This is a genomic window from Nitrospirota bacterium, from assembly GCA_035873375.1.
Classification (GTDB): Bacteria; Nitrospirota; Thermodesulfovibrionia; order Thermodesulfovibrionales; family JdFR-85; genus BMS3Bbin07.
On the sequence record JAYWMQ010000052.1, the window covers coordinates 66702 to 90747 of the forward strand.

A 24046-nucleotide genomic window follows, 5' to 3' on the forward strand; every position below is an offset into this window, starting at 1 on the left:
TGAATATTAAACAGATAAGAATTAAACAGAATTGTTTAATTCGTCAATCGTCAATCGCTCTCACCTGTTCAAATATTTTAACGACTCTTTAAGGAGATTCTCAATCTCCCTGATTCCCTTCTGATAGGCCCGCTCCAGGGCCTCCTGGGCATGGGCTCTTTTATATCCGAGGTTAACCAGCGCTGAAAGGGTATCCTCGTAAACCCTCTCTTTTTTCTCTCCTGTCTTCGGAAGCTTTTCCCTGAGCTCGAGTATAATCCTCTGTGCTGTCTTCTTCCCCACACCGGGAATCCTTGTCAATAACCCAACATCCTCTGTCTCTACTGCCCTTAAAAAATCCTCGACCGTTGAGCCGGACAGGATATTCAGTGCAAGCCTTGGTCCCACCCCTGAAATGCCGAGCAGGGATTTAAAAACCCTCTTGCCGTTCTCATCCAGAAAACCGTAGAGGTCTATGGCATCATCCTTCACATTTGTATAAATAAAGAGAAAGACCTCCCTGCCCTCCTCCGGCAGCTCTGAAAGCACACTCAGGGGGACACTCACCTCATAGCCAACTCCGCCTGTCTCAACCACTATGCACTCAGGCCGTTTTAGAGTGAGCCTGCCTCTCAAAGTCCCTATCATCTCAGGGGTTGCCCTCCTTTTTTAAAAAAACCGGATATGTTTCATCGATAATTCAGGTGTATTATACAATAAAGAAAGGTTTTTACAGAAAGGACAGCGGGGGATTAAAAGAAATCAAGAGTAAATTTGGCCGCAGATTTTGCAGATAAACGCAGATTGTCAAGACTTTAGAAAAATTCTGCTTTAATATCTGCGTGAATCTGCGAAAATCTGCGGCAGAGAGTCTTAATTCACGGTTGTAAAGCTTCTGACATAGCTTAGACTCGCTGCACCTTTGTCATCACTTGCAACGACCTGCCAGGAGTATGTGGTGTCCGGATTAAGTCCTTCAACCGTATAGCTCAAAATGGCTGTATCCGTCTCCCCGGAAACCGAGTTGTCCACATCGGTAACCGTACCCTTGCCGCATGAAACCAGCAACATTGCCGTTAATATTATAATCCCTGCCAACAGGACTATCTTCCTCCGCCTTCCATCACCTGCAACGACCATTCCGAAGAGCAGCAGTCCGGCTCCAGCTCCAAGCCCTGCATAAATTGTCCTGCCGGGACTGCCAGTAAGGGTTGACTCTTCCACTTTTGCGGCAATGCAATTCTCCGGAGTGCCTTCGTTGTCTTCACAGTATCTGATTTCATAGGTCACGGGGTCACCCTCCGGGTCTGTGACTCCCTCCCATTGAAACGTTACCGTTGTCTCCAGCCCTGTTTCACCGTCTTCCGGAGAGACAGGTGCCGGCCTGGCCGGTGTATGGTTACCCTCTTCAGGCAGGCATGAGCCCGTGACTTTCTCATACGCCTCTGCATCCACCCTTTCAGGAACAGTCAGGTAAACAGTCCAGGGCCATGGTTCACCGGGCGATGTACCACACATAGCTACCACAACCTCACTCTCATCCGGGTCGTCAGACGGAATACGGACTACCTTGCCCCACGAGCCTGTATCAGGCGAGGGGTCGGTAAACAGGATTGTGAGTGTGCAGGTAGCTGATGGTGCAAGGGTCTGGTTTGAACAGTTGTCTGTTATACTGAATGGCCAGAACAGCCCCGGCTGGTCGGACACATAGGGTATCTGGCTTATGTTAAGGTCTGCATCGCCGAGATTGGTTACCGTTACAGTATGTGACGTGTTCGGAATATCACCAAACGGCACTTCAAGGTCATTATCCGTACCTGACGAATCAGTGACACTGATGTCAGGTTCAGGTACCGCTATAAAGGTTGCCGTCATTGTCGGGGCTGAGGCGCTGATAGAAGTCACCTTTACATAACTTGCAGTTCCGTTATACAGATCACTGTCCGGAATGCTGCTGCCAGTAAATGATGTATTGTTCGTAGAGCCCGGATAAAGGTCACCGCTGTCTCCCCTGTTATTATTCTTCTCAAGGTCCAAATTGCCGTCAGCCTGCTCCAGTGAAACCCAGTAGTGGGTTGCCGAGCAGTCAGAGGGGGGATAACACTCGTTGGCATTACTTGTCCGGCTTTCCTCTATATGCCATATGGCAAGGCCGGCTGCGGGCAGTCCCTCATCAAAAGTACCTGTAACACGCTGCCTGTTTTCTACCAGGAAATATTCCCCGCCGGTTGACGGGCTGCCGGAGAGGAGCTGATACACATCCGCCGCTGTGGCTGCCGCATCAATGGACTCATCAGTCAGTCTGTATGTAACCTGAGTTGGAGTAACCCAGCCAAGGCGGTATTTGCTCCATGCCGACATATGGGCAGGGGTATCCCCCTGTCTTGTCACATAGTTCCACGTCCCTCCACTCATCAAACCCCAGTTACCTATCCCCTCCGAGCTCCCGTCAGTGTCGTAGAGGTCAGGCAGGCCCAGGGCATGGCCGTACTCATGGGCAAAAACACCTATTGTCGACTGGATTGGCGGAGGCCCTGTACGGTAAAGCTCGGGCATGATAATGTAATCGTTCACTTTATAGCCTCCGGGGCAGGAAGCATCTGAATCGCCCGTGGTATAGATACCATAGTTGCTGTATCCGGAGTTCCGGGCACTGGAGAGATTCCAGCGATGGGACCATATATCTGTCGAGGCCTCACCGACCTCCTCGCCGGTACCCTGATGGACTATTCCCACTACATCTACATAGCAGTCCCCGTCGGAATCATATGCAGAAAAATCAACCGTGGCATCTGCTGCCGCAACAGCCTCATAAACGAGGTCACCGGGCCACGTATCTTGTCCCTGGGCATTATTGGTACCGTAATAATCATGGTTATTTGCTGTTGTGTACCATCCCACAACACCAGCCGGTCCGGGAGATACGCTGAAGGCACCGTATGAGACCTCTTCATAATAGTCCTTCATACTCTTGTTTCCCGTACCAAAAAGGAGGGTATCAAAATCCGGGGTATTGTATGTCGTTGTTGTATTATTAAAGTTTATGAGGATGACAGGGATATTCGCAGCCCCTGACGGAGGCACAACCTTCTGAGGTAAATCAGGAGGTTGTATTGCCTTTCGCTGAAGGACTTCCACCAGAACGTCTCCAGCCGGCCTGATGTGTTTTTGTAAAACCTCTGTGGGCCGGGTCTTGCCAACTACCCATGAAGAGGCTGTAAGCCTTCCGCTGCCGTCTGTTACTGCATATGTCCAGTTCTGCAACGACTCATTAAAGGCAATGGAATAACCGTCTTCAGTCTCCCATCCATGCAACCTTTCATCACCCCAAAGTCGGGCAGTAAACGCGCTCCCATCAGCCTGTATGAGGGTACGCACAACCGGTGCCGCTACAACTGCTTCAGCCTCTTCCACCCCCAACAAACCGGTAATAAAACAGACCACAACTGCACAAAAAATAACTCCGGTTATTCCTGTCTTCATCTACCCCCCTTCAATCCTAATAATTAAAAGTGGACAGGCCACTCTCTTCCCTGATTTTAAAAAAGGGAAAAAGCAGCCTGTCCTTATACACTACATATCCCTATCTTCGGTTACCGGTTGTAAAGCTCCATACTTCACTTGAAGCCTCACCACCCCGGCCATCACTTGCAATGACCTTCCAGGTGTATGATTCACCGGGGACGAGCGTAGCGGGATAGGTCTTAATACCTGGAACAGATGTATCAGTTGTGCTTTTACCGCATGAGACGAGGAACATGGCTGTTATTGCCATCAGACCGATCAACAGGGCCAGCTTCCTGCGCCTTGCACTGCCTGCAAGCATCATCCCGAAGAGCAACAGTCCAGCTACGGAACCAAGTCCGGCATAAAGGGTACTGCTGCTTCCCTTTACAACATCACCTTCTACGGGCACGGCTTTGCAGGTGCTGCTGTCAAGTTCGGTCCCTTCAGGAGCATAGCATATCTGATAGGACACAGTGTCTCCATCTGCATCAGTGGACTCTTTCCAGACAAAAGTTACATTTGTCGGCACATTTGCGTCTCCGTCAGATGGGTAGTAGAGTTCAGGTGCATCAGGGGCAGTATTATCAGCAATTGCAGCAGGCACCGCGCAATCACTCAGGAGGCTCAGGAGGTCGGAGTCCGACAAGTCAGAAGTATCGGTTGCAGCACTGTATGTCCAGCGTGGCGCCGTACCTCCGCCAGTCCCGCACATGGCTACTGCAACCTGAGGAACACCTGTGTCACTGGAATTTATGCGGAGTACCCTGCCGAAAGACCCTGCGGTAGCTGGTGAGAAATCAACATCGATTGTACAGTTTGCTGATGCACCAAGAGTTGATGAGCAGTTGTCTGTTATGCTGAATGGCAGGAAAGCGTCTGCACCATATGTTGCAAGGGATGTTGAAATACCGGTAAGGTCTGTAGTACCGTTATTGGTTACTGTTATGGTCTGGGTTGTTGCTGAACCACCCACCGGAACATCACCAAAACCAATCTCAAGATCTGTATTCCCTGTACCATAGGTTACCATGATCTTCTCTGCAACACCCAATGACCTGTCACCAGGGCCGGCTGCATATGCATGGAGATTCCACATTGTAAACTCCGTAGGATTAGCAGCCGGACAGTCATATGGAGTAACACTACCCCAGCCGCCCTGTGCCCTTACGTTCCATGTGTGGGAGCCGGCAGCAGGTGTGTTGGTAAATGTATATTCCGTCCAGAGGGTACCTTCCACGGTATCAACATTGCTTGTAGCTGCGGGGGTTGTTGTGAGATCATCAACATACAGACTGACATCACTCACACAGGGATGGCCCCTGCCGTCAGCCCTGGTAACCTCGAGTATCCCAACCTTGAACGGCACGGCTCCGTTTGCGTATTCATCAGACGGGGTTACAGCATATATCTGAGGTCCGTGGAATTCGGGATTGGTGGCAAGACCGGCAATTGTATACCACTCCGGCATGCCCCCATCAGCATAAGTGTCAACACTGTCAATGGAGTAAACGTTTCTGAATCCCAGTTTCTGCATGTATGCACCTGCCCAGTAGCCGCGATAGCCGCTGGCGCTGATGAGGTATATCCTTGTATTGAAATTAATGACCCCTGCCTGTTTCAGGTATCCCAGGATGGATTCAAACTCAAGCGTGTCCTCCGGGAATGCGCCTGCATAGCTGCTGATCCAGAAGGGCACATTTGGGGGCAGAACCGTTACACCGGTAGCAGTGTCGGTCCACAGAGGGGAGCGGGCGTTCGAAGATGTACTGCCGCAGTCGTAAGTAAAAGGTGCCTGTCCTGTCACAGCGCATCCATTATGCTCTTCCCAGGTGCGAACGTCAATTATTATACCGGTACGTGCAGAGGCAGAAGCTTCAGCCTCTATCGCTGATATATCAGACACTCCAAGGGCATGGTTGTTAAGCCCCCTTCCGGCATTATTGGCTGCAAGCGCCCTCCAGGTATAGGTTCCGGCGGGAATGTCGAATGGAGCGGTAGTGGAAGCGGCATCAAATGTATAGTCGGTCCAGAGGGCACCGGAGGTATCGTCCGGACTGAAGGCAACCTCATTCCCTCTGTATCCTGCACTGTCGAATATCTGAAGCGAGACCCTGGTTACCGGTGGAGGGTTAAAGTAACCGCTTGGGGTAGGCTCCAGAATGCTGACGGTAAAGGTCGTGCTGCCGTCAAATGTTGCAAAAACCTGTGGTGGCACAGTGGTAAAACTGAAAAACTCCCCCATGCCCATATATTTAGGCAATGTGCCGGTGTTCCACTCGGACATGCCTCCCTCGGCAGCGCCGGTACCGTCACCATCAATATTGTACAGATTGGCAAAGGTGCCGCTCCCTGTTTTAGTGCTGGTAAATGTCCTGCCGTCCATCCATGTAGCCATATAACGGCTTCTCACTCCGGTACGGCAGAGGAAGTAAAGCCTTGTGTTAAAGTCAATTACTCCCCTCTCAAGCAGACCCTCTATAATATTCGTCACCTCTGTAGAATCATCCGGGGCCAATGTGGGGAATGTGGTATTTTCGTTGACCCACCAGGGGATGTTTATCGGCAGATATGTTTTACCGTTTAGCCTCCACTTCGGAGTGCCGTTGTATGCAGTGTTAGTATCCGTTGCCCCTGCTATTGCACAACCGGTAGGACCCCAGGGGGGGCATTTACCGTTATTCTCATCAACTGAGCGCACATCTATTATGACCGCATCCGTACCGGTATTTTTCACTTCATTGTAAGCGGCAGTTGCCGATACTTCAGTAAAAACGGCCCATGCCGACTGCGCTGCAAACAGAAAAAACCCTGCGAGCGCCAGAAAAAATACTGAGTATAGTCTTCCTCTCCTCATAACAACCTCCTTGACCTCAATGTAGTACCGTCAAAACTTAACCACAGAGGACACAGAGATTATTTTAAAGAAAGAGCTTAAGACCTTAAAAAAATTCTTATAATCTTCAAGTGTTTCTCTGTGGTGAAATTCTTTCTTCTCTCTATTTTATGGATATCTTATAGATATTTAATTTAATAACTACCAAAAATATAATCTGAGGGAATTAAAAAGCCCGGGCCACCTGCGGGTGGCCCGGGCCGGAGTTACTTCTCAAATTCTGCTAATACACACCTCTTAACGCCTTCCTCTTCTTTTCTTACCGCTTTCGGTCTTGAAGCTCCACTCATCACTTAGAGTCTGGTCCTGTCCGTCACTTGCAGTGACCTGCCAGTAATAAGTAGTGTTAGCATCAAGTCCGCTGATAACGGTACCCGTTGTATTTTCGGGTGTAACGTCATCACCGCAAGATACGAGGAACATGGCTGTCAATATCATCATACCTATCAACAGTACCATCTTTCTCCGCCTTGTACTGCCTGCAAGAACAAATCCGAACAGGAGCAGTCCTGCTCCAGCACCAAGCCCTGCAAACATCGGGCTGTCGGTACCTTTGGCGGATGCCGTAGTGTCATCCACAGACACGGTAACACAGCCATCTGTGAGGTTCTCGTCCTTACAATATGTAACCTCATAGGTCACAGGATCATTGTCAGGATCAGTGGCTTTCTTCCACACAAGAGGCAGATCGCTGGTTGGTACATCAGTAGCTCCGTTTTCAGGGTAAAGAAGTTCAGGCTTAGTAGGCGGCTGATTAGCTCCTACCTCTACACCTTCTCCACTTACACTGACTGTTACAGAGGCCTCATCAGGGTCATCTGATGTGATGACAAGGCTGTCAGTGAAGGTCCCCACTGCTGATGGGGCAAAGCTTACTGTAATAGCACAGCTTTCTGATGGTGCAAGTGTGCCTGTGCATCCATCATCCGTGATGCTGAACGGATCGCTGAGTGAAGATACTGAAGCAATGGTAAGGTCTGCTGTACCGTCATTTGTAACGGTTACAACCTGACTGTCGGAATCTCCAACAGTTACACTGTCGAAGTCCACAGATGTCGTGGATACCGTAATATCAGGCTGAGCAGCAACACCTGTACCGCTCAGAGCCACATCCACAACCGCTGTGTCAGGGTCGTCCGACGGTATGGAAAGCGTTCCTGTATTTACACCCTCTGCTGATGGTGTAAATATCACATCTACCGTACAGTTGTCTCCAACTGCCACGGCACTGTTTGAACAGAGATCATTTGCAGTGCTGTAGTCGCCTGTTACAGCAAGTGCTCCTACATTGAGGGTTGCACTGCCTGCATTTGTAACTGTAACGGTCTGAGCTGACGTATTTCCGATTATCACACTGCCAAAGTCCACCGTGGTCGGAGATACTGAAATATCAGGCTCAGGAGTCGCTATGCCTGTGCCGCTTAATGCCACATTCACAACCGCTGAGTCAGGATCGTCCGACTCAATGAAAAGGGTGCCGGTCAAATCACCCAATCCTGCTGGTTGAAAGACTACATCCGCCGTACAGCTCACGCCCGGTGCCAGTATCCCGTCCAAAGGACAGTTACTGCCTGTCGCTGTGAAATCACCGATTATTGCAACGTTTGTAACCGTAAGATCAGCAGTGCCTGTATTTGCAATCGTAACGGTCTGCGCCGCTGATGTATCTCCGACAACAACATTGCCGAAAGCAAGGCTTGCCGGTGTAACGGAAATATTTGGCTCAGGAGTAGTGGCAGCAACACCTGTACCGCTTAATGCCACATCGAGAACCGCTGTGTCAGGGTCATCCGACGGGATGGAGAGGGTGCCGGTCAGAAAACCTTCCGTTGCAGGTTCAAAAACCACTGACACCGTACAGTTACTTCCCGCCGTCACGGTAGCGCTGGAACAGCTATCAGCGGTAATAGTAAAGTCACCGGTTTTAGTTACCGCATAGATATTAAGGTCTGCAGTACCTGTATTTGAGACCGTAAAGGTCTGTGCTGATGATGTGCCTCCAACCGTCACAGAGCCAAAGTCTTTTGCACCTGGAGAGACGGAAATATTAGGCTCGGAAACAATCGTTGAAACAGTCAATGTCCTGTCACCAGGACCGGCATCAAGTGCATAGGCACTCCAGCTCACGTCTGTGCTGGCAGTCCAGGAAGCAGACGTTGCTTTTACATTCCATGTATGGGAACCGTTCGACAGTGTCTGGGTGAAACTGTACACCGTCCAGAGGGTACCGGCTACAGTATCGGTAGTGTCAGAGGCAACCTGAGCACCGGCTACATACAGATCAACCGAATTTATAGCTCTAAAACCTTGCCATCCTCGTCCTAATTTGACATTGCCCCATGTGGGCTCCAGAATTCCAACGGAAAATGTGACTGTATCAGTACTGGTTTCTGTAAAACCGTCGACAGGTGTTATAGAGTATATCTGTGGCGGCTTCCAGGTCTCGTTCTTTGGCAGGCCCTGTTTAGTCCACTCCAACATACCTCCGTCTGTACCACCAAGGCCGTCACTGTCAAGGGTATAGACATTAGTAAAGCCCATATTGTTCTGCACCCATACTGCGCCATAGTAGCTGCGATAACCGCTCCTGCAGATGAAATACAAAGGGGTGCTCTTTGTAATATACCCGGAATCCAGGAGAGCCTGAAAAGCATTCCTGTACTCCGTAGTGTCCTCCGGGTTTTTGTCACTGGCAGTACTGCTGATCCAGAAGGGTATATTGGGCGGCAAAACCGTTACGCCGGTTGCATCATCAACCCACTGTGGAGAGCCGTTGTTACCCGCCTCCGGATTGGGACATGTCTCCCCAGCCCACGGGGGCTGACATTTGTTGTGCTCTTCCACAGAACGTACATCAATTATCACTCCATTGCGTGCTTTTGCGTTGTTGTAAGCATCAAGTGGTGAAATACTGCCAACAGCTGCCCATGCCGGCTGCACCGTAAAGAGAAACAACGATGCAAGCGCCAGCAATACTGAGTATATTTTTACCCTACTCATATAAGCTACCTCCCTTAAATTCAATGTACTGAAGATGTACGGATTTCAGCTCTTCTAAATTATAGTACTCTCGTTAACCTTTCTGTCCCGAAATCATCGGGATTACTCTTTAAGAATTTCCGGGTTTTTCTATGGCCTTATCACCTCCCTTTATTTGGGGTGTATCCAGTGTTTCCCTTGCGTCATACGCAGACTATCCAAGTGTTATCAGAGGTAATATTTAATGTGAATCTGTTGAGTGGTTTCCTGAAATTCAGCGCTGTGAATCTCATTCTGTCTACTTGATTGTAAAAAAATCAAGCAACTTGCAATCTTTGCAATGAAAAACCGGAGAAAAATAAGGCCCTGACCATACTGTGAGTATGGTCAGGGCCCAAAGCTTATATCAGGATAAGCGAGTCAGCCACGGTAAGACATGACCACGTTTCATCAGGTCTCATAACAGATATCAAAAACTGTCTCATGACTGTCATCAACGTCTTATCCTCCCTTACTTTTTTCAAATCTTCCCGGCAGAGATTAATCTCCGGTTGTAAAGCTTGCTTCTTTGCTATCCGTGTTATCAGTACCATCACTTGCAATGACCTTCCAGGTGTAATCAGTGCCTGGCTGGAGAGTTGCAGAATAGGTCTGTATACCGGGCGCTCCAAAGTTATCGATACCGTCATTACTTGATGTATCGGTTGTGCTCTTTCCGCATGAGACAAGGAACATGGCTGTTATTGCCATCAGGCCGATCAAGAGCGCCAGCTTCCTGCGCCTTGCACTGCCTGCAAGCATCATCCCGAAGAGTAACAGTCCTGCTCCGGAACCAAGTCCGGCATAGAGGGTACTGCTGCTCTTCTTGGTAACAAGGTCTCCACTCACTGCATCGTAGCAGTTGCTATCAACAGTAGCTGGATCCGAAGAATAGCAGACCTGATAGGAAACAGCGTCGCCATCTTCATCAGTGGACTCTGTCCAGGCAAAAGTTACATCTGCAGACGCAGTTACGTCTCCATCAGACGGGTAGAGGAGTTCAGGTGCGTCTGGAGCTGAATTATCAGCAGCCACTGCAGCTGGCACCGCACAGTCACTCAGGAGGCTCAGGAGGTCTGAGTCCGACAGGTCTGAAGTATCGGTTGTAGCACTGTATGTCCAGCGTGGCGCCGTACCTCCGCTGGTACCGCACATGGCTACTGCAACCTCTGGGACACCGGTGTCATCGGAATTTATGCGGAGAATCTTTCCGAAAGAACCCGCGGCAGTCGGGGTAAAACCGATGTCAATCGTGCAATTTCCTCCTGCGGCAAGAGAGGAACCACAGTTATTTGTAACGGTGAACGGCAGAAATGCACCTGCACCATATGTAGTATCACGGGATGTTGACAGGTTGGTGAGTGTTGATGCGCTGTTATTGGCCACTGTTATGACCTGTGTTGGTGAATTGCCGATACTCACGTCGCCAAAGTTCATCTCAAGATCGTTAACAGGCAGCACATCGTCGGTTACCGCAATCTGCGCTGAGACCCCAAGAGACCTGTCACCGGGACCGTCTGCATCTGCATGGTCATTCCAGCTTGTATATGTTGGCGTAGCACCTGTACAAGTTGTATAGGGTGCAACTGAACCCCACCCGCTCTGTGCCCTTACATTCCAGGTGTGGGAACCGGCTGCAGGTGTATTTGTGAATAGATATTCTGTCCAGAGGACACCATCACCGGGATCAACGTTGCTTGTAAGTACAGGAGTTGTGAAAACATCTACATATAAATCAACGTTAGTTACACAAGGTTGGTACTTACCCTGAGCACGGGGTACCTGCAGAATCCCGACCTTAAACTGACCGGTGGCTGCATTTGCATAACTGTCTGCAGGGCTTATGGCGTATACCTGGGGTCCGTGGAAGTCGGTATTAGTGGCAAGGGGGATATCGGCATACCACTCCTTCATGCCTCCATTGTTATAAGTGTCGGCGTAGTCTATGTTGTAGACGTTTCTGAAGCCGAGTTTCTGCAGATAAACACCCGCCCAGTAGCTGCGGTAGCCGCTCTTGCACATAACGTAGAGCGGAGTATTGTAGTCAATAACACCTGCATCCTTCAGGTAGGCGAAACTGTCGGTAAAGCTGGTTGCGTTATCAGGAAGCCAACCTTCAGTACCATTGCCGTCTGAGATCCAGAAGGGCACATTAATAGCCTCCCTCACTATACCGGTTGCAGTGTCGGTCCACTGAGGGGAACGGGCATTTGCTGCTGTGCTGGAACAGTTATAAGTAAAAGGAGTCCAGCCTGTATCTTCGCATCCCTGATGTTCTTCCCATGTACGGACATCGACTACTACGCCGTTACGTGCTGCTGCATAGGCACTTGCATCTGCAGGTGAGATATCGGTTACTCCAAGGGCGTTGTTGTTAAGTCCCCTTCCGGGGTTGTTGGCCGCATATGCCCTCCATGTCCAGGGGTTAACCGGAATGTCGAACGGATATGTGGATGCTTTGAATGTATATTCTGTCCAGAGACCGGAGGCATCGGTCGTGCTAAAGGCAACCTCACTCCCTTTGTTTCCGTTGTCGAATATCTGCAGCGAAACCCTGTTTACCGTCGGCCAGCCAAAACCACTGCTCGGGGTTGGCTCAAGGACGCTGACGGTAAAGGTCTCAGTGCCGTCAAACTCTGCAAAGACCATTGGTGGTGTATAGGTATAGCCGGACCAGTATGTCCCCATGTACTTGGGCAGGTTGTTGGCATTCCACTCCTGCATACCGCCATTACCGCCGGTCGGGGTACCATCATTATCAATATCGTAGAGGTTGGTAAAGGTAGCCGTTGTGGCGGTCTTGGCATTAAAGAAGGTGTTTGCCTCCATCCACAGGCCCATGTAGTGGCTCCTGTAAGCAGTTTTGCAGAGGAGGTATATGGGTGTGTTAAAGTCTATCACTCCCCTGGCAAGCAGTCCCTCTATAATATTACGCACCTCAATCGGGTCCTGTGGCTGTGTATCACTGGCTGAGCTGTTAATCCATAAGGGCACACTTATAGGAAGCTTTGTCTTGCCTCCCGCCCTCCACTTCGGGGTGCCGTTGTATGCAGTGTCGGAGTCTATAGTCCCCGGCGTTCCAGCCCACGGCGGGATAAGGCCGTTGTACTCATCCACTGACCGTGTGTCAAAAATAACCGCTGTTGAGTCTGCCTGCAGGGAATTGTATGCAGTGGTTGCCGCCACATCTGTCAGTGCGTACACTGACGGCACTGCAAAGAGGAACAGCCCTGCAATGGCCAAAAATACTGTGAATAATTTTTTACTCCTCATAAAATACCTCCATTATAATTTAATGAGATGGAAAGAAATCTTGAATTGATTAGGTTTCTGATATCTTCGTTCTTACCCCGACCCCCCTGCCCTGTTGAATAGGCAGGTCACTATGTTTTATCTAAGGTTTATCACCTCCCTGTTTCATTGGGATATTCAGTGAACTTTATTTCTGGAGATGCTGTTTATTTTATGTTCTTGTGAGAATTCACCAACATAGCTTGTGCGTCTTCTGCCGGCTGCCGGGGATAGCCTTAAATTTCTGTAGCAAGTAGTGGATTGGTTTTTATTGTCCCATGACATGAAGTGTCTTTACTTAAACAATAAACTCTTACCATCCCCCACTCCTATTATGTATGTATATAATAATATTAAATTATATCATTGTCAAGCCCTAAATCAGCAGGTTGTGTCTTTTAAATGAGCACTCAAAAGACACAACCTGTTGAAAAATAAGGCAAAACATGATTACAGAAGTGGTCAAAACTCTTTTTAAAAAAAATATAAAAATAACGCAGCCGGCTCAGGGGGAGAGGGTTTTCAGGTATCTCGGGAACTCTTCCTCGAAATTATCGCTTAAAACACCCCTGCCAAGACTCTCTCTAATCTCGTGCAAAGGCCAGAACCTGACCTCATCTATCTCTTCCTTACTGAAATCAAAAGGTCCCTCATGGAGACACTCGTATGAAGAGACAAGTTCCGACTCATAGGGATTTGAATGTATATATGAGTACAGGAATTTTATATCCATACCTGTAATCCCAAGCTCTTCCTCCATCTCTCTCCTGAGTGCACCCTCTACAGTCTCCCCTGCATCCACGTGTCCTCCGACGGATGTATCCCACCTGCCGGGGGCAACATCCTTGTTCATCGACCTTCGCTGAAGCAGGATATCCCCGGAGGAGTTTACAACAATCACATGCACCACCCTGTGAAGGAGGCTGTTATTGCCATGTATCACAGTCCTTGATGCACGGCCGATGACCTCACCGGCCTTATCGACTATCTCCAGTATCTCTTCACCCATGCTTTAAGATAACAGACTTCCCAACCATCTTTCAACAGCAAATCACGGCAATACCTTATAGTCTTCCCGATATGATATAATTAGTGTTTTCAAAACCCAATGGGAGGCTATATGAGATTTTCAAGAACCTGTGTTCCAACCCTGAGAGAGACACCATCAGAGGCAGAGGCTGTAAGCCACAAGTTATTACTCCGGGCAGGTTACATAAGACAGCTTGCCGCCGGTCTTTATATATTCATGCCCCTTGGCTGGAGGGTAATGGGAAAGATAAATGCCATTATAAAGGAAGAGATGGCTCGGATAGACGCCCAGGAGCTTCTGCTGCCCGTGCTGCATCCTGCCGATATATGGCAGAAGACAGGCAGGTGGTCCGAGATTGGGGATGAGATGTTCCGGCTCAAGGACAGGACCGGCAGGGATATGTGTCTTGGCATGACGCATGAGGAGATAATGACATGGCTGGCATCGCGGGAGATACGTTCCTACAAGGTCCTTCCCCAGATATGGTACCAGATACAGACAAAACTGAGGGACGAGGCAAGGCCAAAGAGCGGCATCCTGAGGACAAGAGAGTTTATCATGAAGGACTCATACAGTTTTGACCGTGACGAAAACGGCCTCAGCCAGAGCTACCGCCTTCATGAAGAGGCGTATCACAGGATTTTTGAAAGGTGCGGACTTAAATTCTACCAGGTAGAATCAGACCCCGGCATGATGGGTGGTGCAACCGCACATGAGTTCATGGCGCCAAGTCCGGCAGGGGAAGACGATGTTGCCATTTGCGACTCCTGCGGCTATGCCGCAAATGTTGAACTGGCAATCAGCGTCTCACCGGAAACAAAATTTGAGGACCGGCCATTTGAAGAGGTTCATACCCCTCAAAAACGGACCGTCCGTGAGGTATCGGAATTTCTCGGTGCATCCCCGGCTTATTTTATAAAAAGTCTTCTCTTCATGGCAGATACAGGGCCTGTACTCGTGCTTCTCAGGGGTGACCAGGAGCTTCAGGAGAAAAAACTTCAGAGGCTCATCGGACCATGCAGGCCTGCCCGTAAAGAGGAAGTCCTTGAAACACTCGAAGTGGAGCCCGGATTCATTGGCCCAATGGGGCATAAAATCAGGATTATTGCTGACGAGGCACTGAAAGAAGGCGTTTACATAAGCGGTGCAAACAGGGCGGATTATCACGTAAGGGGGGTAAGGCCGGGAGAAGACTTTGATGCCGAATGGACGGACCTGCACATGGTGAAGGGGGGAGACAGGTGCTGTAAATGCAGGGCCTCTCTAAGGATCGAAAAGGTGATCGAGATTGGGAACATCTTTAAGCTCGGCACCAAATACTCGGAGCCATTAAAGGCGTATTATCTTGATGAAAAGGGTAAGGAGCACCCCCTTGTCATGGGGAGCTACGGAATCGGGCCTGCAAGGATTGCTGCGGCTGCAGTGGAACAGAGCAATGATGAAAACGGCATCATATGGCCTGAAAGCATTGCACCCTTTGATGTCATGATATTACCGCTCAAGATGAATAATACAGAAATAGTGCGGGTCTCCGAGGATATCTATCAGGAACTTACCCGGAAGGGTCTTGATGTCTTCATGGACGACCGCAACGAAAGGGCAGGAGTAAAGTTCAAAGACGCTGACCTTATCGGAATCCCCCTTCAGGTGGTTATTGGTGAAAAAAATCTGAAGGAAGGTTTTATTGAGATAAAGATACGCAGGACAGGGGAGAAAAAGCTTGTCAGAACAGATGAGGCGGTTGAGGGGATTGCAGGGATAGTCTCATCAAATAAGGCAGAATGAGAGGGTGCCTCAGCGTGGATTGACTTGCGGTCTGTGCCTGCCCCTGAATAACCTTCAAAACCAAAAAACCAAATTCCAGTGATATTAACCTGGCAAATAAATACAGAGTTCTTTTGCTGGCTGAGTGGTTAGCTTTGCTGACAAATATGTCTCCCTGAATAGTTGCCAGGTTAATAAGTAAGGTTGTTGGAAGCGATATGATAGAGTCTTCACTCATTCTCGTCCCGAAATACTTCGGGGCTCCGAGGAAACCGTTCAGACTCAATCATATCGCTTCCTTCTCTTGAGCAAACCTTTTTGTTACTGGACCCTGCAATCTATATGAGAGAGACATATTCGTCAAAATCAACCACTTAAGAACTTGTTGAGAAAACCCTTGATTTGTCACCCTGAACTTGATTCAGATACTCATCGGTCACGAGCTCAGCGCCACATTGAGGGAGAAAACCATTGAGTTGTCACCCTGAACTTGATTCAGGGTCTATACTACAACGTTACATGTTGATTCTTAGAGATTCTGAAATAAATTCAGAATGACATATACTTTGTTTTTTTCTGTTTGTGCTACAAAACTTTAACCATCTAAAAACTCTGTATTTATTTGCAGGCTTAATAATGCTGTACCGGATGGGACAAAGGCACGGTATCTCTAAGCAGCTCCCGCATTTTGTGGAAGATGCCGAGATACTCCGGGGTACCATAGTCCAGATAGGTAAATTGATGGGACCGGTATTTTCCTTTTGAGTAAAACAGTGTTACCTCTGCAAAGATGCCACTACCGAGATATATCCTGTGGGGATAGTTCTTTGTTGTGGCAAGCACCACCTTTGCCTCTGTGATATAGCCGGGATCAAGATTCACTTTCCTTCTGTCATCAACCGAAAACATTTCTTCAAGTTCATTGGTGACGAGCTTTACCTCTCTTATTGTCCCGGTATTAAATCTCTTCTTAAACGCGAGAAACCGTCTGGTTATGGGCCAGCCCAGCTCATATCTGTAATATTCTGAATGAACCCATGGAAGGCACTCACTTTCAAACAACAATTCACCAAAACTATTTATCAGGTGCTCCTTTGCCTTCAAGTAAAACTCTTCGTCAGAATACAGGGTGGCCATGAAAAGGAGGGCTCTCTCCGGAGTGTGCGTTTTTCTCATATTTTATAAAATTATGGTTCTTCCGACTTTTCAATCGTCAATAATCAATAGTCAATCGTCAATACTAATACCCACTCCAATCCCCTGCTCCTATAACCCTTTTTCGCAGTATCCCGTCCGCTCCTATTATGAACGTTTCAGGCACACCCGTGACACCGTATGTCCGCGCTGCCTTTTCACCGGGATCGGTATACAAGGGGATGTCATAATTATTTGTTTTCAGATATTTCATGCTCTTTGCAGGGTTTTCACGGTATACAATGCTCAGGAAGACAAAGTCCGGGTCTGATTTTCTCCTGTTATAGAGGGCCTGGATAGAAGGGAGTTCCTCCCTGCAGTTTGGACACCACGAGGCCCAGAAGTGCAGAAAGACTGTTTTTCCCTTGAATTGGGAAAGTTTGACAGGAGCACCGTCACCGTCAAGAATGACAAACGCGGGGGCCTCAAGACCTATGATTGCCCTGCGTGCCTGCGGAGTTCTGTCTTTCTGGGTTAAAATTACGAGGAATACACCTATGACAAGGATAACTCCAAGGATAATTCCGCGTGAACTCAAGGTTTAGCCTCAATTGACACTTGCTGTCAGCAATTCTTCCTTATGTGCTACCTTGAACACAGGCTTCCCATCCTCAAGAGCCACTACCACCTTGTTGGCTCCCTCAAACCTGCCCTTCAACATCTCTTCAGAGAGATAGTCTTCTATCTCTTTCTGCACGGCCCTTCTCATGGGCCTGGCACCATAGACAGGCTGATAATATTTGTCAACAAGCCATTCCTTTACCTCGTCCGTAACCTCAAGGACTATCTCCTGCTCAACAAGCTGTTTGTTGGTCTCATCTATCAGCAGGTCAATAATGGAGAAGAGATGTATCTTGTCAAGGGGATGGAAGACCACTATTTCGTCAACCCTGTTCAGAAACTCAGGATTAAAGGTCTTCTTCAGCTCGTTCAGCACGTTGTCCTTGATCTTCGTGTAGATGTCATCGGCACTGTTACGCTGAAATCCTAAAGGCGTGGCCTTCTCTATAATCCTGGCTCCAAGATTCGAGGTCATAATGATAACCGTATTCTTGAAATCTATCTTTCTTCCAATACTGTCGGTAAGCACTCCTTCATCAAGGATCTGAAGCAGGACATTAAAGACATCAGGGTGGGCCTTCTCTATCTCATCAAAGAGCACCACCGAATATGGTTTCTTCCTCACCCGCTCGGTAAGCTGTCCGCCCTCTTCATAACCTATATAGCCCGGAGGTGCACCGGTGAGCTTTGAGACATTGAATCTCTCCATGTACTCTGACATATCAATCTTGATGAGAGAGTTCTCATCGTCAAACAGAAACTCTGCGAGTGCCTTCGCAAGCTCGGTCTTGCCCACACCTGTTGGACCAAGGAAGAAGAAAGAACCAATGGGCTTCTTTCTGCTTTTAAGTCCTGCCCTGGAACGTCTTATGGCTCTGCAGACTGCCCGGGTAGCCTCATCCTGGGCAATAATCCTCTTATGCAGTTCCTGCTCCATAAGGAGCAGTTTTTCCGTCTCTTCCCGTTCAAGTTTAATAAGGGGTATTCCCGTCATCTTTGAGACTGTATAAGCAATATCCTCTGCCTTGATAACAGGGATATCCTTGGTGAGGTTATCACGCCACTGCTTGTGAAGCTGCTCATGTATCCTCTTGAGTTTCTCTTCCTCCCCTCTTACGGATGCCGCCTTTTCAACATCCTGAAGCTTGATATAAAGATTCTTCTCTTTGGATAGCCTTTCAAGGTCATGTTCAATATCCTTCAATTCAAGGGGCGGAGTATATCTTTTGAGCTTGATTCTCGAACCCGTCTCATCTATTACATCAATGGCCTTATCCGGCAGATTCCTGTCCGCTACATATCTGTCGGACATCTTTGCTGCGGTTACAACGGCATCCTCACTGTACTTAACCCTGTGATGCGCCTCATACTTGCTCTTTAAACCTATAAGGATATCTATGGTCTCCTCCATATTCGGGGGGTCAACATAGATTGGCTGGAACCTCCTCTCGAGGGCACCATCCCTTTCAATATATTTCCTGAACTCATCGGCAGTGGTAGCGCCGATGCACTGTATTTCACCCCTGGAAAGGGCGGGTTTTAACATACTGGAGGCATCCACCGACCCTTCGGCAGCGCCCGCACCGATAAGCGTATGGAGTTCATCAATAAAGAGTATGATGTTGTCGGATTGCATTATCTCCTTCATTACAACCTTTAATCTCTCCTCAAACTGTCCCCTGTATTTGGTTCCCGCAATCAGGGCACCGAGGTCAAGGGAGATGATTCTCTTGCCGAGCAACTGGTCGGGAACATCGCCGGTAACAATCTTCTGGGCAAGCCCTTCCACAATTGCAGTTTTGCCGACACCGGGCTCACCAATAATTGCCGGATTATTTTTGACCCTCCGGCCGAGTATCTGAAGGACACGCTCTATCTCTTTTTCCCTGCCGATAACTGGGTCAAGTTTTCCTTTCTTGGCAAGAGTCGTCAGGTCTTTTCCAAACTCATCAAGCGCGGGAGTGGCTGTCTTCTTTTCCCGTATATGGGGCTGTGTCCTCATTGACAGATTTATGGAGAGTTGCCTTGCCCCGAGCAGATTGGCTCCAAGGTTTCTGAGAATTTTCCCGCCGATTCCTTCATCCTCCCTCACCAGGCCGAGCAGGAGGTGTTCGCTGCCGATATAGTTATGTCCAAGGAGCCTTGCTTCCTCGACTGCAAGTTCAAGCACCTTTTTGGCCCTTGGTGTAAACGGTATATCTCCAAATGTAAGGAGATTGGTACCAACAGGAAGATTCCTTTCGACCTCTATGCGAATCTCTTCTATGGAAAGCCCCATCTTTTTAAGAACGACTACCGGCAGGCCATCCTGTTCCCTGATCAATCCCAGAAGCAGGTGTTCGGTGCCCAGATAATCATTCTGCCGTCTTTCCGCCTCTTCCTTGGCATATATAATTACCTTTCTTCCTCTTTCAGTAAACTTTTCAAACATATATGCTCCTTGTGCACGGGGCGAATTTTATTGAATGTATCTCTTTTACAGAGTCAATTTTCATCTTGTCCCCTTAAAAACATAATACTTATTTTATAAGGGGGTTGTCAACTTTTGGATTTACCGGCAGCTCTTGGGGATAGCCGTAATTCACGGTAAAAACAGTCAGGGCTCGGCAACCTCGCCCCTGCCGGCATTTTACGGTAAAAAAAGTGCAGGGTTAAAAAGCACCTGAAGCACCGTTGAAGCCTGTATGGGGAATATCTAATTCCTTGCTGATACTGCTGATAAATGTGCAATTTATCTGGGAAATTTGATTTCTGAAAAATTATCGTGTTAGAATTAAAAATCCCGTTTGGAGTTGAGGAGTTGAGGAGTTGAGGAGTTTATATCTGCTGTGATCTTTCAATCAAATAAATTATGAGGTGTATATGATAGAGGAAAACGTTTTCACGGGCCTTACCTTTGATGATGTCCTTCTCATTCCGGCAAAATCCGATGTGATTCCAAAAGAGGTTGACGTCACAACATACCTCACACGCAATATCAGCCTAAACACACCCATTGTCACTTCAGCAATGGATACAGTCACTGAAGCCTCCATGGCCATTGCCATGGCAAGAGAAGGGGGCATTGGGTTCATACACAGGGCAATGTCTCCCGACAAGCAGGGCCTTGAGGTTGACAAGGTTAAAAAGTCTGAAAGCGGTATGATTATCGACCCGATAACCGTATCGCCGGATGCCCCTATCAGTGACGCCTTTGCCTTAATGACGAGGTACAAGATATCAGGGGTTCCCGTAACGGTAAAGGGCAAATTGATAGGTATCCTCACAAACAGGGACCTCAGGTTTGAGACACGTATGGACAGAAAGGTCAAGGAAGTAATGACAAAAGAAAGACTCATTACAGCCACTGAGAATATCACACTTGATGAGGCAAAAGAGACACTGCATAAATACAAGATTGAGAAGCTTCCCATTGTTGACAGTGAAAACAATCTGAAGGGGTTAATAACCATAAAGGATATAGAGAAGAGGAGGAAGTACCCACATGCCTGCAAGGACTCTGTAGGTCGTCTGCGTGTTGGTGGGGCTGTTGGAGTTGGCAGTGAGGCGATAGAGAGGGCAGCGATTCTTGTAAGCGCCGGTGTTGACGTTCTGGTTATAGATACGGCCCATGGACACAGTAATGCTGTTATCAAGACACTGAAGGAGCTGAAAAAGAAGTTCGAGGTTGATGTTATAGCCGGGAATGTTGCCACCAGAGAGGGCGCCGGAGACCTTGTCGAGGCAGGAGCAGATGCAATAAAGGTGGGAATAGGTCCCGGCTCTATCTGTACAACAAGGGTAATAGCCGGTGCAGGGGTTCCACAGATTACCGCCATCAAGGAATGTTATTCTGTTGCAAAAGAACATGGTGTTCCGGTTATTGCTGATGGAGGTATAAAATACTCCGGAGATATTACCAAGGCCATTGCATCAGGGGCGCACTCCGTTATGATAGGCAGCCTTTTTGCCGGTACAGCTGAATCTCCAGGAGAGATAATCCTGTATCAGGGTAGAAGTTACAAGGTTTACAGGGGCATGGGTTCATTAGGCGCCATGGCTCAGGGGGCAAAGGACAGATATGGACAGGAAGGAGTGGATACGCCCAAACTCGTTCCTGAGGGAGTAGAAGGGAGGGTTCCCTATAAAGGCCCCCTTTCACAGAGCATTCTCCAGCTTATAGGTGGTTTAAGGTCGGGAATGGGATATTGCGGTTGCAGGACACTGAATGAACTGAGGGAAAAGGCAAGGTTTATAAGGATTACCAATGCAGGACTCAGGGAGAGTCATGTCCATGACGTGATAATCACCAAGGAATCCCCTAATTACAGAACAGAATGGTAAAAAGGTAAATATAACTTATGATAGAAAGAGAAAAGATACTTGTTCTTGATTTTGGCTCTCAATATACCCAGCTTATCGCCAGGAGGGTGAGGGAGTGCAGGGTATATTCCGAAATCTTCCCCTTTAATGCGTCTATTGAGAAGATCAGGGAGTTTAATCCACAGGGGATAATCCTTTCAGGCAGCCCTTCAAGTGTTTACGATGAGGGAACTCCGATCCCTGACAAGGAGATATTCAACCTTGGGGTTCCGGTGCTTGGCATATGTTACGGCATGCAGTTGATGGCATTTCTCCTTGGAGGTGAAGTCAAAAAGGCCCTGAGAAGAGAGTATGGACGGGCTGAACTGATAATAGATGATGACAGGGACCTCCTGTGGGGAATAATAGACCACTCCGTAGTCTGGATGAGTCATGCAGACAGGATAGAGAAATGTCCAAGGGGTTTTGTCCCCATTGCGCATACAGATAATTCGCCCATTGCTGCTATGGCAGACCATGAAAGGATGCTGTATGCGCTTCAGTTCCACCCGGAAGTCGTGCATACAACAGAAGGCAAGAGGATTTTACAGAACTTTGTGCTCAATATATGCAAATGCAGGCCTGTATGGCAAATGTCGTCTTTTATTGACTGGGCTGTAGATGATATAAAGAAGACCGTTGGTAACAACAGGGTAATATGTGCCCTGAGCGGTGGAGTTGACTCCTCGGTTGTTGCGGTTCTCGTGCACAGGGCTGTCGGAGAAAACCTTACCTGTATATTTGTAGACAACGGGCTTCTCAGAAAGGGAGAAGTAGAGAAGGTACAGGACACTTTTGAGAGACATTTTCATATAAAGCTGATAACAGTCGACGCAAAAGAAAGGTTTCTGAGATTATTGAATGGGGTTACAGACCCTGAAAAAAAGAGGAAGATAATAGGGAACGAGTTCATCAGCGTCTTTGAGGAAGAAGCCGGAAAGATAACCGACGCCATGTTTCTTGCCCAGGGCACGCTATATCCTGATGTGATAGAGAGTGTTTCCTTCAAGGGCCCCTCTGCAATAATAAAGTCTCATCATAATGTCGGCGGTCTGCCGGAGGTGATGAAGTTAAAGCTCATTGAGCCCCTGCGCGAACTCTTCAAGGATGAGGTGAGAGAACTTGGTGAGGAACTGGGACTCCCTGAAGAGATCTGCTGGAGACATCCCTTTCCCGGACCGGGCCTTGCAATCAGGTGCATTGGAGAAATCACCGGAAAAAGACTCGAGATACTTAGAGAGGCAGATGCCATAGTGCTTGAGGAGATAAAGAAAGCAGGGCTGTACAGGGAAATCTGGCAGGCATTTGCAGTCCTCCTGCCGATCAGGAGCGTTGGCGTTATGGGAGATGAACGGACTTACGAACACGTTCTTGCAGTGAGGGCGGTAACAAGTATGGATGGAATGACGGCAGACTGGGCAAAAATACCTGATGATATACTCGGAAAGATGTCAAACCGCATCATAAATGAAGTCAAGGGAATTAACCGCGTGGTTTATGACATAAGCTCCAAACCACCGGGCACCATAGAGTGGGAATGAGACTTCAGGTTATTGGTCAGCATGAATAACAGACAACGAGTAACGGAATGGTCCTGAAAGATTACATTAAAAAGAGACAGGAACTTGTTGACTCTTATTTAAAGAAATATTTTGCCGGCGAATTCCTCCCCGAGAGGTTATACGAATCAGTAACATACTCCCTTTTCGCAGGTGGAAAGAGGATAAGACCTGTACTTGCAATAGCATCATTTGAGGCCTGTGGAGGAAAGGCAGAGGATATTCTTCCCCAGGCTTCCGCCATAGAACTAATTCATACGTACTCTCTTATTCACGATGACCTTCCGGCAATGGATGACGATGCGATAAGGCGAGGGAAACCCACAAACCACAAGGTCTTTGGTGAGGCAATTGCCATACTGGCCGGCGATGCGCTCTTAACAGAGGCATTCGTCATGTTTACCGAGGGCGAAAGGTTTTCTCCACATGCCGTGAAAGAGGCAATAAGGATACTGGCCGACGCTGCCGGCCCCAGGGGAATGGTCGGAGGACAGGCCGAAGATATACTTTCTGAAAGAAAGGAACCTGACCCCAGGACAGTGCATTTTATTCATACTCACAAGACCGGGGCTTTGATATGTGCTTCTGTCAGGATTGCACCCGTACTTGCAGAGGCTTCACATGAGATTATTGAAAGCCTCGGCATGTATGGTGAAAAAGTGGGCCTTGCCTTCCAGATTGTTGATGACATTCTTGATGTTACAGGTGACTCGGATTCACTCGGGAAAAAGACAGGAGCTGACAGTGAAAAGGGCAAAATGACATATCCAGCCATCTACGGAATTGAGAGGTCAAAGGCGGCAGCAAACGAACTTGTTGAAGAAGCCATTTCAGTCATTGATTTTATGGGAGACGGGGCTGACTCCTTAAGGAGCATTGCAAAGTATCTCGTGCAGAGGACAAGATGAA

At 48.3% G+C, this 24046-nt stretch carries 13 protein-coding genes; 4 read left to right on the plus strand and 9 right to left on the minus strand.

What is annotated here, in order from left to right; genetic code table 11:
* Nucleotides 1-60: 60 nt before the first annotated feature.
* From ruvA to VST71_11105, 6 genes are all read right to left on the minus strand, one after another.
* Nucleotides 61-627, minus strand: a complete 567-nt coding sequence (gene ruvA / locus VST71_11080; GenBank protein MEC4686262.1) for a Holliday junction branch migration protein RuvA — start codon at nucleotides 625-627, stop codon at nucleotides 61-63.
* A gap of 225 nt (nucleotides 628-852) precedes the next feature.
* Nucleotides 853-3462, minus strand: coding sequence for a M6 family metalloprotease domain-containing protein (locus VST71_11085; GenBank protein MEC4686263.1), 2610 nt, complete (start codon nucleotides 3460-3462; stop codon nucleotides 853-855).
* 100 nt (nucleotides 3463-3562) lie between these two features.
* The gene (locus VST71_11090; GenBank protein MEC4686264.1) at nucleotides 3563-6340 is read right to left on the minus strand and encodes a choice-of-anchor D domain-containing protein; all 2778 of its coding nucleotides are present in this window, start codon (nucleotides 6338-6340) and stop codon (nucleotides 3563-3565) included.
* 276 nt (nucleotides 6341-6616) lie between these two features.
* Entirely contained in the window at nucleotides 6617-9379 is a 2763-nt protein-coding gene (locus tag VST71_11095) for a choice-of-anchor D domain-containing protein (protein MEC4686265.1), read from the minus strand.
* A 519-nt stretch (nucleotides 9380-9898) separates the two neighbouring features.
* Nucleotides 9899-12670, minus strand: a complete 2772-nt coding sequence (locus VST71_11100) for a choice-of-anchor D domain-containing protein (protein MEC4686266.1) — start codon at nucleotides 12668-12670, stop codon at nucleotides 9899-9901.
* 523 nt (nucleotides 12671-13193) lie between these two features.
* The gene (locus tag VST71_11105) at nucleotides 13194-13697 is read right to left on the minus strand and encodes an NUDIX domain-containing protein (GenBank protein ID MEC4686267.1); all 504 of its coding nucleotides are present in this window, start codon (nucleotides 13695-13697) and stop codon (nucleotides 13194-13196) included.
* A gap of 111 nt (nucleotides 13698-13808) precedes the next feature.
* Between VST71_11105 and VST71_11110 the strand changes: the two genes are divergently transcribed.
* A complete protein-coding gene (locus VST71_11110) occupies nucleotides 13809-15503 on the plus strand; it encodes a proline--tRNA ligase (GenBank protein ID MEC4686268.1) in 1695 nt (564 codons plus the stop codon).
* A 609-nt stretch (nucleotides 15504-16112) separates the two neighbouring features.
* Here VST71_11110 and VST71_11115 read toward each other — a convergent pair.
* The 3 genes from VST71_11115 to VST71_11125 form a co-directional block, all read right to left on the minus strand.
* Nucleotides 16113-16658: a DUF4416 family protein gene (locus tag VST71_11115; GenBank protein MEC4686269.1), complete on the minus strand. Its 546-nt coding sequence runs from the start codon at nucleotides 16656-16658 to the stop codon at nucleotides 16113-16115.
* Between the two features lie 64 nt (nucleotides 16659-16722).
* On the minus strand, nucleotides 16723-17214 hold the full coding sequence (locus VST71_11120; GenBank protein ID MEC4686270.1) for a TlpA disulfide reductase family protein: 492 nt from the start codon (nucleotides 17212-17214) through the stop codon (nucleotides 16723-16725).
* 9 nt (nucleotides 17215-17223) lie between these two features.
* Nucleotides 17224-19668, minus strand: a complete 2445-nt coding sequence (locus tag VST71_11125; protein ID MEC4686271.1) for an ATP-dependent Clp protease ATP-binding subunit — start codon at nucleotides 19666-19668, stop codon at nucleotides 17224-17226.
* 431 nt (nucleotides 19669-20099) lie between these two features.
* On the opposite strand from VST71_11125, the gene guaB reads away from it, so the two are divergent.
* The 3 genes from guaB to VST71_11140 are packed head-to-tail and all read left to right on the plus strand — an operon-like array spanning nucleotide 20100 to nucleotide 24045.
* Nucleotides 20100-21560, plus strand: a complete 1461-nt coding sequence (gene guaB, locus VST71_11130; GenBank protein ID MEC4686272.1) for an IMP dehydrogenase — start codon at nucleotides 20100-20102, stop codon at nucleotides 21558-21560.
* 17 nt (nucleotides 21561-21577) lie between these two features.
* Entirely contained in the window at nucleotides 21578-23119 is a 1542-nt protein-coding gene (guaA, locus tag VST71_11135) for a glutamine-hydrolyzing GMP synthase (GenBank protein MEC4686273.1), read from the plus strand.
* 47 nt (nucleotides 23120-23166) lie between these two features.
* The gene (locus tag VST71_11140) at nucleotides 23167-24045 is read left to right on the plus strand and encodes a farnesyl diphosphate synthase (GenBank protein ID MEC4686274.1); all 879 of its coding nucleotides are present in this window, start codon (nucleotides 23167-23169) and stop codon (nucleotides 24043-24045) included.
* Nucleotide 24046: the final 1 nt, after the last annotated feature.

Excerpts from the sequence above, each read along its gene's own strand:
- ruvA (MEC4686262.1), bottom strand. The coding sequence starts at position 627 with ATGATAGGGACTTTGAGAGGCAGGCTCACTCTAAAACGGCCTGAGTGC.
- VST71_11085 (MEC4686263.1), bottom strand. The coding sequence starts at position 3,462 with ATGAAGACAGGAATAACCGGAGTTATTTTTTGTGCAGTTGTGGTCTGT.
- VST71_11090 (MEC4686264.1), bottom strand. The coding sequence starts at position 6,340 with ATGAGGAGAGGAAGACTATACTCAGTATTTTTTCTGGCGCTCGCAGGG.
- VST71_11095 (MEC4686265.1), bottom strand. The coding sequence starts at position 9,379 with ATGAGTAGGGTAAAAATATACTCAGTATTGCTGGCGCTTGCATCGTTG.
- VST71_11100 (MEC4686266.1), bottom strand. The coding sequence starts at position 12,670 with ATGAGGAGTAAAAAATTATTCACAGTATTTTTGGCCATTGCAGGGCTG.
- VST71_11105 (MEC4686267.1), bottom strand. The coding sequence starts at position 13,697 with ATGGGTGAAGAGATACTGGAGATAGTCGATAAGGCCGGTGAGGTCATC.
- VST71_11110 (MEC4686268.1), top strand. The coding sequence starts at position 13,809 with ATGAGATTTTCAAGAACCTGTGTTCCAACCCTGAGAGAGACACCATCA.
- VST71_11115 (MEC4686269.1), bottom strand. The coding sequence starts at position 16,658 with ATGAGAAAAACGCACACTCCGGAGAGAGCCCTCCTTTTCATGGCCACC.
- VST71_11125 (MEC4686271.1), bottom strand. The coding sequence starts at position 19,668 with ATGTTTGAAAAGTTTACTGAAAGAGGAAGAAAGGTAATTATATATGCC.
- guaB (MEC4686272.1), top strand. The coding sequence starts at position 20,100 with ATGATAGAGGAAAACGTTTTCACGGGCCTTACCTTTGATGATGTCCTT.
- guaA (MEC4686273.1), top strand. The coding sequence starts at position 21,578 with ATGATAGAAAGAGAAAAGATACTTGTTCTTGATTTTGGCTCTCAATAT.
- VST71_11140 (MEC4686274.1), top strand. The coding sequence starts at position 23,167 with ATGGTCCTGAAAGATTACATTAAAAAGAGACAGGAACTTGTTGACTCT.